Raw genomic sequence first — 13,193 nt, 5'->3', positions numbered from 1 at the left:
GGGTGCGCCGTTTGCGCTTTGAGGCTTGCGGTTGTGGGCGGATCGTGCTGCGATTGCCTTGGAGGGTGAAAGCAGATGAGCGATTTTCTCGATTGGGATGCAGGGGTTCTGAGTGCCGCGCTGCGGGAGGGGCGGCTGACCGCTGAGGCGGTGATGACGGCCACGCTGGAGCGGATTGCGGCGCGCAACGGTGCGGTGAATGCGATTGTCGATCTGCGCGACGCAGAGGCGCTTCTGGCGGAGGCACGCGCGGCGGATGAGGTGCCTTATGAGGCGCGGGGCGCACTGCATGGCATGCCCATGGCGGTCAAGGCGTTGGCCCATGTGAAAGGCACCCGCAACACCGAAGGCAGCCCCTTGTTTGCCGAGCGGATTTCGGAGGCGGACAGCGCCTTTGTGGCGCGGATGCGGGTGGCGGGTGCGATCTTTATCGGTAAGACCAATGTGCCGGAATTTGGCCTTGGCAGTCACAGCTACAATCCGGTGCATGGGGTCACGCGCAACCCGTTTGATGCCGCCCGTACCGCCGGGGGCAGTTCCGGCGGGGCCGGTGCCGCGCTGGCACTTGGGTTGGTGGCCCTGGCCGATGGCAGTGACATGATGGGCTCGTTGCGCAATCCGGCGGGCTGGAACAATGTCTACGGTTTTCGTCCCAGTTGGGGCGTGGTGCCGCGGGAGGTCGGGGCGGAGAGTTTCTGGCAGCAGCTTTCGACCATTGGACCGATGGGGCGCAGCCCGCGCGATTGCGCGCTGCTGCTCAAGGTGATGGCACAGGCAGAGCAGGGCGTGCCCTTCAACATGCCCGCGCAGGACTGGGAGGTGCCTGAGCTCTGCGCCGCTGACGGCTTGCGGATCGGCTGGCTGGGCGATTGGGGCGGCGCGATGCCCATGGAGGAGGGCATTCTGCCGCTCTGTGAGGCGGGGCTCAACGTGCTCGCGGGCGCGGGGGCGGAGGTAGCGCCTGTGGATCCGCCGTTTGATGCGGAAGCGATGTTTCAGAGCTGGAGCGCTTTGCGGGCCTTTGCTTTGGCGGGGGAGCTTGCGCCGCTCTATCAGGAGGAGGCGACCCGCGAACGGCTGAAACCCGAGGTGCAATGGGAGGTGCGGCGCGGCATTGAGATGGACGCCATGGCGCTGCATCAGGCCACCCGGGTGCGCTCTGCCTGGTTTGCCGCCGCGGCAGAGATGTTTGCGCGGTTTGATGCGGTTGTCCTGCCGGTGGCGCAGTGTTTCCCTTTCCCGGCGGAGTGGGACTGGCCCAAGGACATCGGCGGCCAAGAGATGGACACCTATCACCGCTGGATGCAGGTGATGGTGCCCGCAAGCCTGTTGGGGTTGCCCGCAATCAGTGTGCCGGTGGGCTTTGATGGGCGTGGATTGCCCATGGGGATGCAGATCATTGGCGCCAAAGGGGCGGACCGCAAGGTGCTGGAGATTGCGCAGGCCTACCACAGCGCAACCCATTGGCCGCAGCAGCATCCACCGCAACCGCGCGAGGTTGCGGCAGCAAGCAGTTGATTTGACGCGGCAAAGCCGCTTTCATGACAGCTGGAGGAACAGGCGCGGGGAGGGCGCATGTCTGAGGAGAGCACTTTTGGTGGTGAGACACCAAACACCCAAAACACAGCCACGCAAAATACGGCCACGCAAAGCCCAGCCATAGAGGAAACCAAGCTGTCTGCCGCGCGCTCTGCCAATGGCGAGCGCGAACATGGCGCGCCGCCTTTGGGCGCGGTGCGTTTTGCCATGCTGGTCGCGGCCTTGCGGCTGGGCCTGCGGGATTTTATGAAAAAGCCGGTCTACGGGCTTGGGTTTGCGTTGTTTTATGTGCTCGGTGGATGGGCCATGGTTTGGCTGACGCTGGCCAGCGGGCAGAGCTATTGGCTGACCTTTGCGGCGATTGGCTTCCCGCTGCTTGGCCCGTTTGCGGCTGTGGGGCTTTATGAGGTGTCGCTCAGGCTGGAGCGCGGCTGGGAGATGAACTGGCCGCTGATTGCCGGGGTGGTGATGCGCCAGAGCAAGCGGCAGCTGCCGTCGATCTGTGCGGTGATCATCATCGTGTTTCTGTTCTGGTTTTTCCTTGGCCATATGATCTTTGCCCTGTTTCTGGGGCTGTCGGTGATGACCAATGTGTCAAGCTCGCTGGAGGTGTATTTCACCGCCAATGGCATGATGATGCTGGGTTTTGGCTCGGTGGTCGGCTTTCTCTTTGCGCTGTTGCTTTACATGATCACGGTGCTGTCGCTGCCGCTGCTGCTGGACCGTGAGCTGGATTTTGTGACCGCGATGATCACCAGCTTTCAATATGTGCAGAGCCATTTTCTGGTCATGCTGATCTGGGCCGGGATTGTGGCCGGGCTGACCTTTGCAGCGATGATCCCCGGCTTTCTCGGGCTGTTTGTCATCTTTCCTGTGGTCGGGCATGCGAGCTGGCATCTTTATGCGCAGATCAAGGCGGCGGGGGCGGCGTAAACCACCTGCCGCTCAATCCTCTCAGTCCTCGTGCGCCTGTTCGCAGCCTAGGGCGTGTAGCTGCGCCCTAAGCCTTTCCGTGGCGGCGTGCCCGCTTTCCAGCGCATAGACATAGGCCTGCGTGAGGTAGAAGCCCTGCGCGTCCATGTCAGGCGCGGCATCGGCAGCCTCCTGATAAAGCGCCACGAGGGCTGCTGCGTCTTCGCCTGCATGGGCCGCCAGCAGGCGCTGGTGCAGATCGCTCATTCTGCAGCGGCGGGGGTGCCGGGGGTGCGATGTGCCATCATGCGCGCGGCGACCCAGTCATGAAAGCAATGGGTTGGCCCATCCATGGCTGGAGAGAAGCGGCCGCCGTCAAAACCCGGGGCATGGCGGCCTTTCTGCATGCCTTCCACTACAAAGATGTCCTCTTCAAAGACCTCTTTCCACTGGGCAGCGTTTTGCGCGCGCAGGGCGGGGTCGGTTTCAGAGGCGGCGTAGTAGAGATGCACATGTTCGCGGGTTTGGTCACAAGAGACCGGCTCCAGCACGATGGCAAAGCTGTGATCGCGCTGGGCGCCCAGAAGCACGTTGGGGTACAGCGCGACATATTCCGCGCCTTCGTCCCAAAAGGCAGGCAGATCGGCAAAATCGGGGAAACAGGTGCCGTCTTCGGCTTTGAGCTGGCGATAGACGTGGGTGCCCTGACCGGAATAGTGATCGGGGGCGGTGATGTTGTAGTGGTCTTCGAGCCGGGAATAGCTGTTCAGACCCGGATGGACCCATGGCAGGTGGTAGCTTTCACAGTAGTTTTCGACCGCGAGCTTCCAGTTGGTCTGCACATCCAGCGTGAAGCGGCTCTCTGCGCCGCCGTGATGCTGCGGCTGATCCAGCGCGGCCCAGCGGGTGATGAGATCGGCGTGAACCTCCGCGAAGGGCGGCGCGGTGCCGTCGATGTTCACAAAGACCACGTCGCGCCAGATGTGGCTGCGCACTTCGATCAGGCCAAGGGTGCTGCGGTCGATATCGGCGTGGGTGTTCTGCCCCGGGCCACCCACATGCGGGGTCGTCACAAGGCGGCCATCAGTCGCGTAACACCAGCTGTGATAGGGGCAGCGCAGCGCGCCCTCGATCTTGCGCGGCTCCTCCACAAGGATCATGCCCCGGTGGCGGCAGACATTGTTAAAGACCCGCACAATGCCTGCCTTGTCGCGCAGCAGCAGGAGCGGCATGCCAAGGAAATTGACCGGCTTGGCATCCCCCGGCTCGGGCACATCGGCAGCAACGCCAAGACCGGCCCAGGTGGATTTTAAGAGCGCCTCTGCCTCTTCTTCAAACAGGGCGGGGTTGGTGTAGTGGCTGTTGGGCAAGCCTTGGGCCTGCGCCACGGGCGCGCGCACCTTGTGCAGCGCTGTGGCCGAGGGGGGCGTGGGGCGGCTGTTGGACATGGCGGCACTCCTCCTGATCATTGAGATCAGTCTAGGCCCCGCGCTCAGCGGCGCACTGGCCTGTCTGCGACCTCTGATGACGGAGACAAACCAGTCTGACTACCCGATGCTGGGCCTGAGGCTGGCCGATGCGCGCGCGTCAGCTAAATGGTGTGCCCACGCGCAGGTGGCGCTGGTGCAGCTCTGGGATTTCGCTGAGGGGGACATAGCCGGTGGTTTTGGCCACTGCGCGCACGTCAGAGAAGGAGCCGTTTATCTTTTCATAGACCAGCCGCGTGACCCGGCGTTTGGTCACATTGTCTCGCTCGGGGCGGGCGGAAAATCCGACCCAGATATTTTGCTGCAGGGCGCTCGCGCGGCTGAGGTAGTTGAAGACCGTGGCGATGTTGTTGCGGTGGGAGATGGTGAAATGCACGCCTTCTTCCTGCGGTGTCAGCACGCCGCGGAATTCGCGGATGGGGCTGTTGGTGGGCAGGGCCAGGTCTCGCATGATGCTGCGGCTGGCATAGCCGCGGATGAAGGCAAACCCGTCCCGCCGGAAGACATAGACCAAGCCGTTCATCACCAGATCCGTGTCCAGAAAGCTGCGGCGGCTGAAGCGGTAAAAGCCTGAGGGAAAGCGCTCTTCGCTGATCGTGTCAGGCTTGGGGCCGACAAAATCGTCCAGAAACGGATGCTCCCGCCCGATCTGGATTTTCTTGCGGCGCGCAAACGGTCCCAGCAGCGTTTGGGCGTCAACCTCAAAAAAAGCGCAAATTTGAGCTAGAATTTCAGGACGGGGAAAACTCTCGCCAGCGAGGTAGCGATTGAACTGGGTCCGGTTGATGCCAAGCTCGCGGCAGAGACCGGAGATCGAGCGGTAAGGTTTTGTCAGCTCACGCAGATTGCGCCCGAAGGTCTGGCGCAATTCGGTCGGGGACAGTTCCAGATCATTCTCGGAATTGATGTTCTTCACAGTGCTCTTTCATTGATCATTGTCAAATTAAGTAGTTACCGAGGACATACTCATTCAATTTTCGCTGGATTTTACCCAACTTCAGACGCTAACGTGAGGCAGTTGATGCATATTAGCGTCAACTTTGCGCCAGAACGGCGCGATTACAAACCCTGACGGCCAGAAGGCAGTATTTAATGGGGGGCGGCTGTGTGCAAGCCCCCGCCAGGGCGAAAGGAAATGTGTGTGACAACACGGGGTAAATGGGACTTTTGGGGAGTACGGGATGCTCGGTTTGGTACTTTGGAGCAATCCAAAGCGCCGAAAGGCTCTGATCTGGTGCGAAGATCAAAGAGATCTTGCGTATTTTGATGGGGCCGAGGAAGGCGAGAATGCCTCTCAATTTGGCACAGGGGACACTTCGGTGGTGCCAGTTGTGGGTGACATGTTGATTTTCGACATCTGCAGTCGAAGCGAAATGCGTCGCGCAATCAATGTGCGGGCTTTGGCCAACGGTGCAGTGGACGATCTGATCGCGCGGCTGAAAGCGGCCGGGCGTCGGGCAAATGGCGCGGATCTTGACGCGCTGGTGGCAGAGTCTGCCGCCAACAAAGACAATGTGGTGAGCTTCCCGTCTGAGGGCCGCTCACGCAAGCTGGAACCACGTCTGGTGACTGTCGGTTAAGGCAAACACGCCCGGGGAGAGGGAGTGGTCTGGTCAGAAGGCGCCTTTTGGGACCAAAGCTTTCTGGCCGGATCCGCGGGCGGATGCCGAAGAATTCGGAGGGGGGATCCTCCGTTTACTGCGACCACTCACGAACCAAAAAGGGAGGCAATCTGCCTCCCTTTACTGTTTTCACCTGTGAGAATGTGGCGGCGTTATTCCGCGCCGCGCGACAGGGCCGCAACACCGGTGCGCGCCACCTCAATCAGGCCGAGCGGGCGCATGAGATCGGCAAAGGCGTCGATTTTCTCAGGCGCACCAGTGAGTTCAAAGACAAAGCTCTCCAGCGTGCTGTCCACCGCATTGGCGCGGAAGATATCGGCCAGACGCAGGGCTTCCACACGTTTGTCGCCGGTGCCTGCCACTTTGAAAAGCGCCAGTTCACGCTCAACAGAGGGGCCTTCCACGGTCAGGTCATGCACGTCATGCACCGGTACAATGCGGCCCAGCTGTGCCTTGATCTGTTCGATCACCTGCGGTGTGCCGGTGGTCACAACAGTGATGCGCGACAGCTTGCCGGTGTGATCCACCTCAGCCACGGTGAGGCTCTCGATGTTGTAGCCACGGCCGGAGAACAGGCCAATCACACGCGCCAGAACGCCTGGTTCATTGTCGACCAGAACCGCCAGCGTGTGCGCTTCCTGTGTGTCCGAGAAGTTGGGACGTAGGTTGTAAGCAGAGTGGCTCGTGGAGCCTTTCTTGATTTTTAGAGCAGCCATGATCTTTCTCCTTACACCAGTACCGCGCCGCCGGCCTCGATTGCGCCCTGCGTGCTGGCTTCGCCCAGAAGCATTTCATTGTGCGGCTTGCCTGATGGGATCATCGGGAAGCAGTTCTCATGTTTCTCCACCAGACAGTCAAAGATCACCGGACCGTCGTAGTTCAGCATTTCCATGATCGCCTCATCCAGATCATCCGGATCAGAACAGATGATGCCTTTGGCGCCAAAGGCTTCGGCGAGCTTCACAAAATCAGGCAGCGCCTCAGACCAGCTGTGGCTGTAGCGTTCGCCGTGCAGCAGCTCCTGCCACTGGCGCACCATGCCGAGGCGTTCGTTGTTGAGGATGAACTGTTTCACCGGCAGGCGGAACTGAACCGCGGTGCCCATTTCCTGCATGTTCATCAGCCAGCTGGCCTCACCGGCCACGTTGATCACGAGGCTGTCTGGATGGGCCACCTGCACACCCACGGACGCCGGCACACCATAGCCCATGGTGCCCAGACCACCGGAGGTCATCCAGCGGTTGGGATCTTCAAAGCCCAAGTACTGCGCCGCCCACATCTGGTGCTGGCCCACTTCGGTGGTGATGTAGCGGTCGTGGTCCTTGGTCAGGGCCTCAAGACGCTCGAGCGCATATTGAGGTTTGATGACTTTGCCTTCCTGCGTGTACTTCAGGCATTCGACCTTGCGCCAATCGCTGATCTGGCCCTGCCACTTGGCAATCGCGTCGCGGTTCACAGTGCGGCTACGGGCTTTCCAGACTTTCAGAATGTCGGTCAGCACGCTTTCCACATCGCCCACAATCGGGATGTCCGCCTTGATCACCTTGTTGATTGAGGAGGGGTCAATGTCGATATGCGCTTTGATGGAGTCTGGCGAGAAGGCCGAGATCAGGCCGGTGATGCGGTCGTCAAAGCGCGCGCCGATGTTGATCATCAGATCGCAGTCATGCATCGCCATATTGGCTTCATAAAGACCGTGCATGCCCAGCATACCAAGCCAGTTCTCACCAGACGCCGGATAGGCACCCAGACCCATCAGGGTGGAGGTGATCGGAATGCCGGTGGCATCCACCAGCTCGCGCAGCAGCTGGGAGGCTTTGGGGCCGGAGTTGATCACCCCGCCGCCGGTGTAAAACACCGGACGCTCGGCCTTTTCCATCGCCTCAACCAATTCGTTGATCGCGGTGATGTCGCCTTTGGTCTGCGGCTCATAGATCGAGGTGTCCGACTTCTCAGGCGCGGTGTAGGTGCCGGAGGCAAACTGCACATCTTTGGGGATGTCGATCAGCACAGGGCCGGGGCGGCCGGAGCGCGCCACGTGGAAGGCCTGATGCAGGGTCTCGCTCAGGGTTTCGGTCTCTTTCGCGAGCCAGTTGTGCTTGGTGCAGGGGCGGGTGATGCCTACGGTGTCTGCTTCCTGAAAGGCGTCAGAGCCGATCATGAAGGTTGGCACCTGTCCGGTGAGCACAACGATTGGAATGGAATCCAGCAAAGCATCGGTCAGACCGGTCACCGCGTTGGTGGCGCCGGGGCCGGAGGTCACCAGCGCGACGCCGACCTTGCCGGTGGAGCGAGCATAGCCCTCAGCCGCATGCACCGCGCCCTGCTCGTGACGCACGAGGATGTGGCGGATGTCATTTTGCTGAAAAATCTCGTCGTAAATCGGTAGGACGGCTCCCCCCGGATAGCCAAAGACTGTGTCCACACCCTGATCCTTCAGGGCTTGAACAACCATTTTTGCTCCGGTCATCTGACGTGTCATCACTCTCTCCGTTACCGACGTCATTTCACATTCGTTGCGCACAAAAAAACCCTCGCTTTTGGCGAGGGCGCATGGGGTACCATTATGGTGTCCGTTACCGGCCCATGCGCCAATTTCTTAGAATGACGACTAGCTGTTGCATTGCGTCGGTCCTCAAGTTGGGTTCCATTGTGTTCGAACCGGACCTTATGTGTGCTGCACAGCGGCGTCAACCGCGAATGGTAAGAGAAATGCATATTTTGGGTCGAAAATCTTTTCATTTGTTGCGCGGATTGCAGGTCTCCGTGAAATTTGAGGAAAAATCATGGGTGCATTTCAACTGATTCAGATCACACCGTTTGTTCCGTGCCGCAATTTGGAGCGCCAAATCGGCTTCTATCGGGATGTGCTGGGCTTTGAGCTGGGTTTTCAGGCGGAGAATTACGCCTTCCTGCGGGCAGGGCCCGTGGCGATCCGTTTGATTGAGGTGGAGGAGGGGGAAGACCTCGCTGCCGCGGGCAAGGAGACGTCCTTTTATGTCGATGTGGTTGGCATCGACGCGCTTTATGAGCGGCTGCGCCCGCAGCTTGAGACTTTGGCGGAAGGCCGGGTGCGCGCACCCTTTGATCAGGATTACGGCCAGCGCGAATTCCATGTGAAAGATGAGGATTGCACGCTGGTGTTTTTTGGCGAGGCTATTGCGGGCTAAGCCGCTGTTATAGCCCGACGCCGGTGCCTTGCAGCACGCCGTGTTCCATGGCGTAGCGGGTCAGGCCTGCGGTGGAGGAAATCCCCAGCTTGCGTTTGATGTTCTTGCGGTGGGTCTCCACTGTGCGCACAGAGATGTTCAGATCAATCGCAACCTGCTTGTTGGATTTGCCCTGCGCCAGTTGCAGCAGAACGGTCTGCTCGCGGCTGGTGAGCGGTTCGCGCCCTTCGCCATCCGCAGGAGACAGCGATCCGGCCGCACCGGTGCAGAGATAGCGCTCGCCCTGCATCACCGCATCAATCGCGGTTTTGATTTCCTCGGTGGGCACATCTTTGAGCACATAGCCCATCGCACCATGGCTGAGGGCGGTGTTGATATACTCCGGGCTGTCGTGCATCGACAGGATCAGCACCCGCAGATCCGGGTTCATCTCCAGCAGCATCTCGGTGGCGGTCAGCCCGCCGATCTCCGGCATGTTGAGATCCATCAGCACCACATCAGGCGCAAGTACCGCAATCTGATCCACCGCTTCGCGCCCATTGGAAAGCGTCCCCACCACGGTGATGTCATCATAGCTTTCCAGAATGCTCTCGATGCCTTCGGCGACCATCGGGTGATCGTCGACAATCATGACTTTGGTGGCGGGGCTGTCGGAAGGGGCGGTCATGCGCGGGCCTTTCTACTGTTGTCGGTCCCCTCGCTTTCAGGGGGGAGAATGTGACTTAGCGGGACTTCTGCCACAATCACGGTCCCGGTGCGAGATGAGAATATGCGCAGGGTGCCTTCCAGCTGCTCGACCCGCTCCTGCATATTGCGCAGACCAAGCCCGCCGCGCTCTGAGGGCGGGGCATCCTGAGGCAGGCCGCAGCCATTGTCAGCGATGCGCAGGGTGGCACCGCTTTTGTGGCCGCGCAGATCCATGGTGACTTTGCTGGCGCCGGAGTGACGCTCGACATTGGTCAGCGCTTCCTGCGCGATGCGATAAAGCGCGATCTTGGATTCCTGATCCAGCCGGTTGCGGAACACCACAGTCTGAAAATCCACCTCAATGCCGGTGCGCGCAGCATATTCATCCGTCAGCACCTTCAGTGCGGGCCCAAGGCCCAGATCATCCAGCACGCCGGGGCGCAGATCACGCGAGATGCGACGCACCTCCTGTATGGCACCTGACAGGTGGTCGATGCCTTTCTCCAGCGATTGCAGCCCCCGTTCATCGCCGGATTTCACCCGCCTGCGGGCGCTGTCGAGCGCATAGCGCACGCCCACCAGCAGCTGGGAAATTCCGTCGTGCAGTTCACGCGCCACCCGGCCGCGCTCTTCTTCCTGAGCGTCAAACACCCGCTGCGTCAGCGCCTTCAGCTTGGTGTCTGCCAGCCTGCGCTCGCGCACGGTGATCACAAAGCCGGAGAAGAACACCAAAAGCAGCGCGGCCACGGTGATCACGAGGATATAGAAGGAGGTGCGCTGCACACGCTCTTCCACATCCGCCCGTGCAGCGGCCACGCTTTCCAGCACATCGTCAATGAACACCCCGGTGCCGACCACCCATTGCCAGTCCTGCAGACCCACCGCATAGGTGACCATGCGCGCGGTCTCATTGGTGCTGGGTTTGGTCCAGTCAAAGCTGTGATAGCCCCCACCGGAGCGGGCGATCTGAATGAGTGGATCCGTGATTTCCGTGCCGTTGAGATCGGTCAGACCCCGCCAGTTTTTGCCAATCAGATAGGTCTGGCGCGGGCTCACCAGATTGGTGCCCTCATAGTCAAAGACAAAGAAGTAGCCGTCCTGACCATAGAGCATGGAGGACAGAATCTGGGTGACCGCCAGCTTGGCCTGATCATCATCCGGCGCGGCGCGGCCATAGATGTTCACAAATGCGGTGCGGGCAATAGAGATGTAGTTTTTCAGCTCTGCCTTCTTGGCCTCGATCAGCTGGGATTCCAGCGCGCGGATTTCACGTTCGGCCAGTTGGCGCGACTGGTTGGCCACCAGCACGGAAATCGCCGCCACCGCCAGCAGAAGCGGCAGGGTCGCCAGCAGGAAGAGCTTTTGCCCATAGGAAGGGCGCAACAGAGACAGGAGGAGGCGCATACCCGATTCGTTACGGAATTTTTGCAGCGAATCAAACCCAAGAATCACGTGATACAACTTGCGCGGACAAGGATTCACATGTGGGTAACCCCATACTGGCCAGTATTTTTTACCATTTGCCGCCTTTCTACGCGGTAGTGGGTATTTCTTCTACGTAGGGGCAAGGCTAGGCTCTCCCCACTTCAACGATCCGCTCGGACTCTCTGGAGGGAGGGCCGGGCTGAACAAATTCTGGGAGGAATACATAAATGGATCGTCGTTCTTTTCTGAAGACTTCTGCTCTGGGCGGCACCGCAGCCGCGGCAACCACTCTGGCCGCACCTGCATATGCTTCCGGCAAGCGCACTCTGACCATGGTGACCTCTTGGGGTCGTGGCCTGGCAGGCGTGTTTGACGCTGCGCAATACGCTGCAGACACCATCACCGCGATGTCTGACGGTGACCTGACCGTGGAAATCAAAGCCGCTGGCGAACTCGTTGGCGCATTTGAAGTATTTGACGCTGTGACCGCAGGTCAGGCCGACATGTACCACGCCGCTGACTACTACTTCGTCAGCCAGCACCCAGGTTACGCCTATTACACCTCTGTTCCGTTCGGCATGACCGCACAGGAACTGGTGAACTGGTACTACCACGGTGAAGGCGCGGCTCTGCATGACGAGCTGGGCGAAATCTTCGGTCTGAAATCCTTCCTCGCAGGCAACACCGGCGCGCAGGCAGGTGGCTGGTTCTCCAAAGAGATCAACGGCCCGGAAGACTTCCAAGGTCTGAAGTTCCGTATGCCAGGTCTCGGTGGCCAGGCGCTGGGCAAAATGGGTGCATCTGTTCAGAACCTTCCAGGTTCCGAGGTGTATCAGGCGCTGGCATCCGGTGCGATCGACGGCACCGAGTGGATCGGCCCATGGGCTGACGAGAAAGCCGGTTTCCAGGAAATCACCAAGTTCTACTACACCGCAGGCTTCCACGAGCCAGGCGCGGGTCTGTCCCTGGCGACCAACCGCGAAGTCTTTGACAGCCTGTCCCCTGCGCACCAGAAGATCATTGAGACTGCAGCAGCAGCGTCCCACCAGTGGAACCTCGCTCAGTTCCTCAACAACAACGGTGCCGCGCTTCAGCGTCTGCAGGCAGGTGGCGTGAAAACTCTGGAATTCCCAGACAGCGTTTGGGACGCCATGGGTGCAGCTGCGAAAGAGACTCTGGACAGCTACATGGACGACGATCTCTTCGTGAAAATCCGCAGCTCGGTCGAAGCAAGCATGAAAGCGTCTTCTGGCTGGCTGGTGAAATCTGAAGGTGTGTATCGCGCGCAGCGTGACCGCATCCTGGGCTAAGCCCATCTATCGCTAAAGACATTGACCCCTCGGTACTCACGCCGAGGGGTCTTTTTCTAAAATCTGTCCGGCGGTCTGGCGGTGCCGTCATTTCGAACAATAAGGGGATGAGGGGACAATGCTGGACGGTCTGGTCTGGTTTTTTTCCAACATTGGCCAAGCTTTTGTGAACGCCGCTTACGCGATCACACATCCAAGCAGCTGGCTGAGCTGGATAGGCGGCCTTGAAACCACCGAGGACAAACAGGCGCTGATGCGCTTTGTCTACTACGGTGGCTCGGTCGAGTTTTTCTTTGTGGTGTTTACACTCTTCCTGATCGTGACCGCGGTCGGGATCTGGCGGAACAGTTTCATGTGGGGCTGTGTGCGCGTGCTGGAAGGTCTTGCCAACTCGGTGGGCCGTTTCTTTGCATGGGCGGGCCTTCTGATGGTGCTGCAGCAGATCGTGATCGTTTTCATGCAACGGATCTTCACCGTGGCGGAAATCTCGCTGATCTGGAAGGCGGACTGGCTGACAGCGGATGTGAGCTGGTGGGCGGAAGAGCTGAAGCTCTATAACGCCATGATCGTCTGCCTCTGTGCGACCTACACCTTTGTGCAGGGCGGCCACGTGCGTGTGGACCTTGTCTACTCCACGATCAGCCACCGCGCCAAACGTGTGATCGACATGCTGGGCTCGCTGATCTTCATGATGCCAGCTGCTGTGCTGACATGGATGTACGGCTGGTTCTTCATGTGGCGCCACCTTGTGACACCGAAGGTTTCGGCGTCTGACAAGCTTTCTCTGCTGGAGAAAAAAGCGCGTATCCTGAAATGGAACGTGGAAACCATTGGCTTCTCGCCAAACGGGTTTAACGCCTATTTCCTCTTCAAAGTGCTTCTGGTGCTCTTCGCCGGCATGGTCTTCTTGCAAGCCATCGCCTTCTTCTACCGTTCCTTCCTTGAATTCAAAGAAGGTGCAGGCAGCGCAGGCAAATACCTCGACCGCGACACGCTGGGCGAAGGTGAAGAAGCCTACGAAGGCACACACTGATCTAAGGG

Annotated in this window: 13 protein-coding genes; 6 read left to right on the top strand and 7 right to left on the bottom strand. The window is 59.8% G+C overall.

Annotated features, from left to right (window positions below; translation table 11 throughout):
* Positions 1-75 precede the first annotated feature (75 nt).
* Both ACO07T_RS16770 and ACO07T_RS16765 read left to right on the top strand, forming a co-directional pair.
* Entirely contained in the window at positions 76-1,518 is a 1,443-nt protein-coding gene (locus tag ACO07T_RS16770) for an amidase (protein WP_422050325.1), read from the top strand.
* 228 nt (positions 1,519-1,746) lie between these two features.
* Positions 1,747-2,472, top strand: coding sequence for a DUF2189 domain-containing protein (locus ACO07T_RS16765; protein WP_422050521.1), 726 nt, complete (start codon positions 1,747-1,749; stop codon positions 2,470-2,472).
* Between the two features lie 21 nt (positions 2,473-2,493).
* Here the strand turns inward: ACO07T_RS16765 and ACO07T_RS16760 are convergent, their stop codons facing one another.
* From ACO07T_RS16760 to ACO07T_RS16750, 3 genes are all read right to left on the bottom strand, one after another.
* Positions 2,494-2,718, bottom strand: coding sequence for a hypothetical protein (locus tag ACO07T_RS16760; protein WP_422050324.1), 225 nt, complete (start codon positions 2,716-2,718; stop codon positions 2,494-2,496).
* Complete coding sequence (locus ACO07T_RS16755) at positions 2,715-3,899, bottom strand: aromatic ring-hydroxylating oxygenase subunit alpha (RefSeq protein WP_422050323.1); 1,185 nt, start codon at positions 3,897-3,899, stop codon at positions 2,715-2,717. Before ACO07T_RS16755 ends, ACO07T_RS16760 begins: the two co-directional genes overlap by 4 nt.
* 139 nt (positions 3,900-4,038) lie before the next feature.
* Positions 4,039-4,854 carry a helix-turn-helix domain-containing protein gene (locus ACO07T_RS16750; RefSeq protein ID WP_422050322.1) on the bottom strand — a complete coding sequence of 272 codons (816 nt, stop codon included), beginning with the start codon at positions 4,852-4,854 and terminating at the stop codon, positions 4,039-4,041.
* Between the two features lie 265 nt (positions 4,855-5,119).
* Between ACO07T_RS16750 and ACO07T_RS16745 the strand changes: the two genes are divergently transcribed.
* On the top strand, positions 5,120-5,518 hold the full coding sequence (locus ACO07T_RS16745) for a hypothetical protein (protein ID WP_422050321.1): 399 nt from the start codon (positions 5,120-5,122) through the stop codon (positions 5,516-5,518).
* Between the two features lie 194 nt (positions 5,519-5,712).
* Here the strand turns inward: ACO07T_RS16745 and ilvN are convergent, their stop codons facing one another.
* On the bottom strand, positions 5,713-6,276 hold the full coding sequence (ilvN, locus tag ACO07T_RS16740) for an acetolactate synthase small subunit (protein ID WP_209079286.1): 564 nt from the start codon (positions 6,274-6,276) through the stop codon (positions 5,713-5,715).
* Positions 6,277-6,287: 11 nt separating this feature from the next.
* On the bottom strand, positions 6,288-8,042 hold the full coding sequence (locus ACO07T_RS16735; protein WP_422050320.1) for an acetolactate synthase 3 large subunit: 1,755 nt from the start codon (positions 8,040-8,042) through the stop codon (positions 6,288-6,290).
* 304 nt (positions 8,043-8,346) lie between these two features.
* On the opposite strand from ACO07T_RS16735, the gene ACO07T_RS16730 reads away from it, so the two are divergent.
* Positions 8,347-8,730, top strand: coding sequence for a bleomycin resistance protein (locus ACO07T_RS16730; protein ID WP_422050319.1), 384 nt, complete (start codon positions 8,347-8,349; stop codon positions 8,728-8,730).
* A gap of 7 nt (positions 8,731-8,737) precedes the next feature.
* Here ACO07T_RS16730 and ACO07T_RS16725 read toward each other — a convergent pair whose 3' ends face one another.
* The gene (locus tag ACO07T_RS16725) at positions 8,738-9,397 is read right to left on the bottom strand and encodes a response regulator transcription factor (protein ID WP_422050318.1); all 660 of its coding nucleotides are present in this window, start codon (positions 9,395-9,397) and stop codon (positions 8,738-8,740) included.
* Complete coding sequence (locus ACO07T_RS16720) at positions 9,394-10,821, bottom strand: cache domain-containing protein (protein ID WP_209079282.1); 1,428 nt, start codon at positions 10,819-10,821, stop codon at positions 9,394-9,396. The genes ACO07T_RS16725 and ACO07T_RS16720 overlap by 4 nt, the downstream gene beginning before the upstream one ends.
* Before the next feature lie 248 nt (positions 10,822-11,069).
* Here ACO07T_RS16720 and ACO07T_RS16715 point away from each other — a divergent pair, with 248 nt between their 5' ends.
* Both ACO07T_RS16715 and ACO07T_RS16710 read left to right on the top strand, forming a co-directional pair.
* Entirely contained in the window at positions 11,070-12,152 is a 1,083-nt protein-coding gene (locus tag ACO07T_RS16715) for a TRAP transporter substrate-binding protein (protein ID WP_209063482.1), read from the top strand.
* A 118-nt stretch (positions 12,153-12,270) separates the two neighbouring features.
* Entirely contained in the window at positions 12,271-13,185 is a 915-nt protein-coding gene (locus ACO07T_RS16710) for a TRAP transporter small permease subunit (protein ID WP_422050317.1), read from the top strand.
* Positions 13,186-13,193: the final 8 nt, after the last annotated feature.

The organism is Shimia sp. (genome assembly GCF_965227725.1).
Taxonomy (GTDB): Bacteria; Pseudomonadota; Alphaproteobacteria; order Rhodobacterales; family Rhodobacteraceae; genus Shimia.
The sequence above is the reverse complement of the archived record's forward strand: the minus strand, read 5'-3'. Positions and strand labels throughout refer to the sequence as shown.

Coding starts and splice junctions, on each gene's coding strand:
- ACO07T_RS16735 (WP_422050320.1), bottom strand. CDS start 8,042: ATGACACGTCAGATGACCGGAGCAAAAATGGTTGTTCAAGCCCTGAAG.
- ACO07T_RS16760 (WP_422050324.1), bottom strand. CDS start 2,718: ATGAGCGATCTGCACCAGCGCCTGCTGGCGGCCCATGCAGGCGAAGAC.
- ACO07T_RS16765 (WP_422050521.1), top strand. CDS start 1,747: ATGCTGGTCGCGGCCTTGCGGCTGGGCCTGCGGGATTTTATGAAAAAG.
- ACO07T_RS16755 (WP_422050323.1), bottom strand. CDS start 3,899: ATGTCCAACAGCCGCCCCACGCCCCCCTCGGCCACAGCGCTGCACAAG.
- ACO07T_RS16720 (WP_209079282.1), bottom strand. CDS start 10,821: ATGCGCCTCCTCCTGTCTCTGTTGCGCCCTTCCTATGGGCAAAAGCTC.
- ACO07T_RS16770 (WP_422050325.1), top strand. CDS start 76: ATGAGCGATTTTCTCGATTGGGATGCAGGGGTTCTGAGTGCCGCGCTG.
- ilvN (WP_209079286.1), bottom strand. CDS start 6,276: ATGGCTGCTCTAAAAATCAAGAAAGGCTCCACGAGCCACTCTGCTTAC.
- ACO07T_RS16715 (WP_209063482.1), top strand. CDS start 11,070: ATGGATCGTCGTTCTTTTCTGAAGACTTCTGCTCTGGGCGGCACCGCA.
- ACO07T_RS16745 (WP_422050321.1), top strand. CDS start 5,120: ATGCTCGGTTTGGTACTTTGGAGCAATCCAAAGCGCCGAAAGGCTCTG.
- ACO07T_RS16730 (WP_422050319.1), top strand. CDS start 8,347: ATGGGTGCATTTCAACTGATTCAGATCACACCGTTTGTTCCGTGCCGC.
- ACO07T_RS16725 (WP_422050318.1), bottom strand. CDS start 9,397: ATGACCGCCCCTTCCGACAGCCCCGCCACCAAAGTCATGATTGTCGAC.
- ACO07T_RS16710 (WP_422050317.1), top strand. CDS start 12,271: ATGCTGGACGGTCTGGTCTGGTTTTTTTCCAACATTGGCCAAGCTTTT.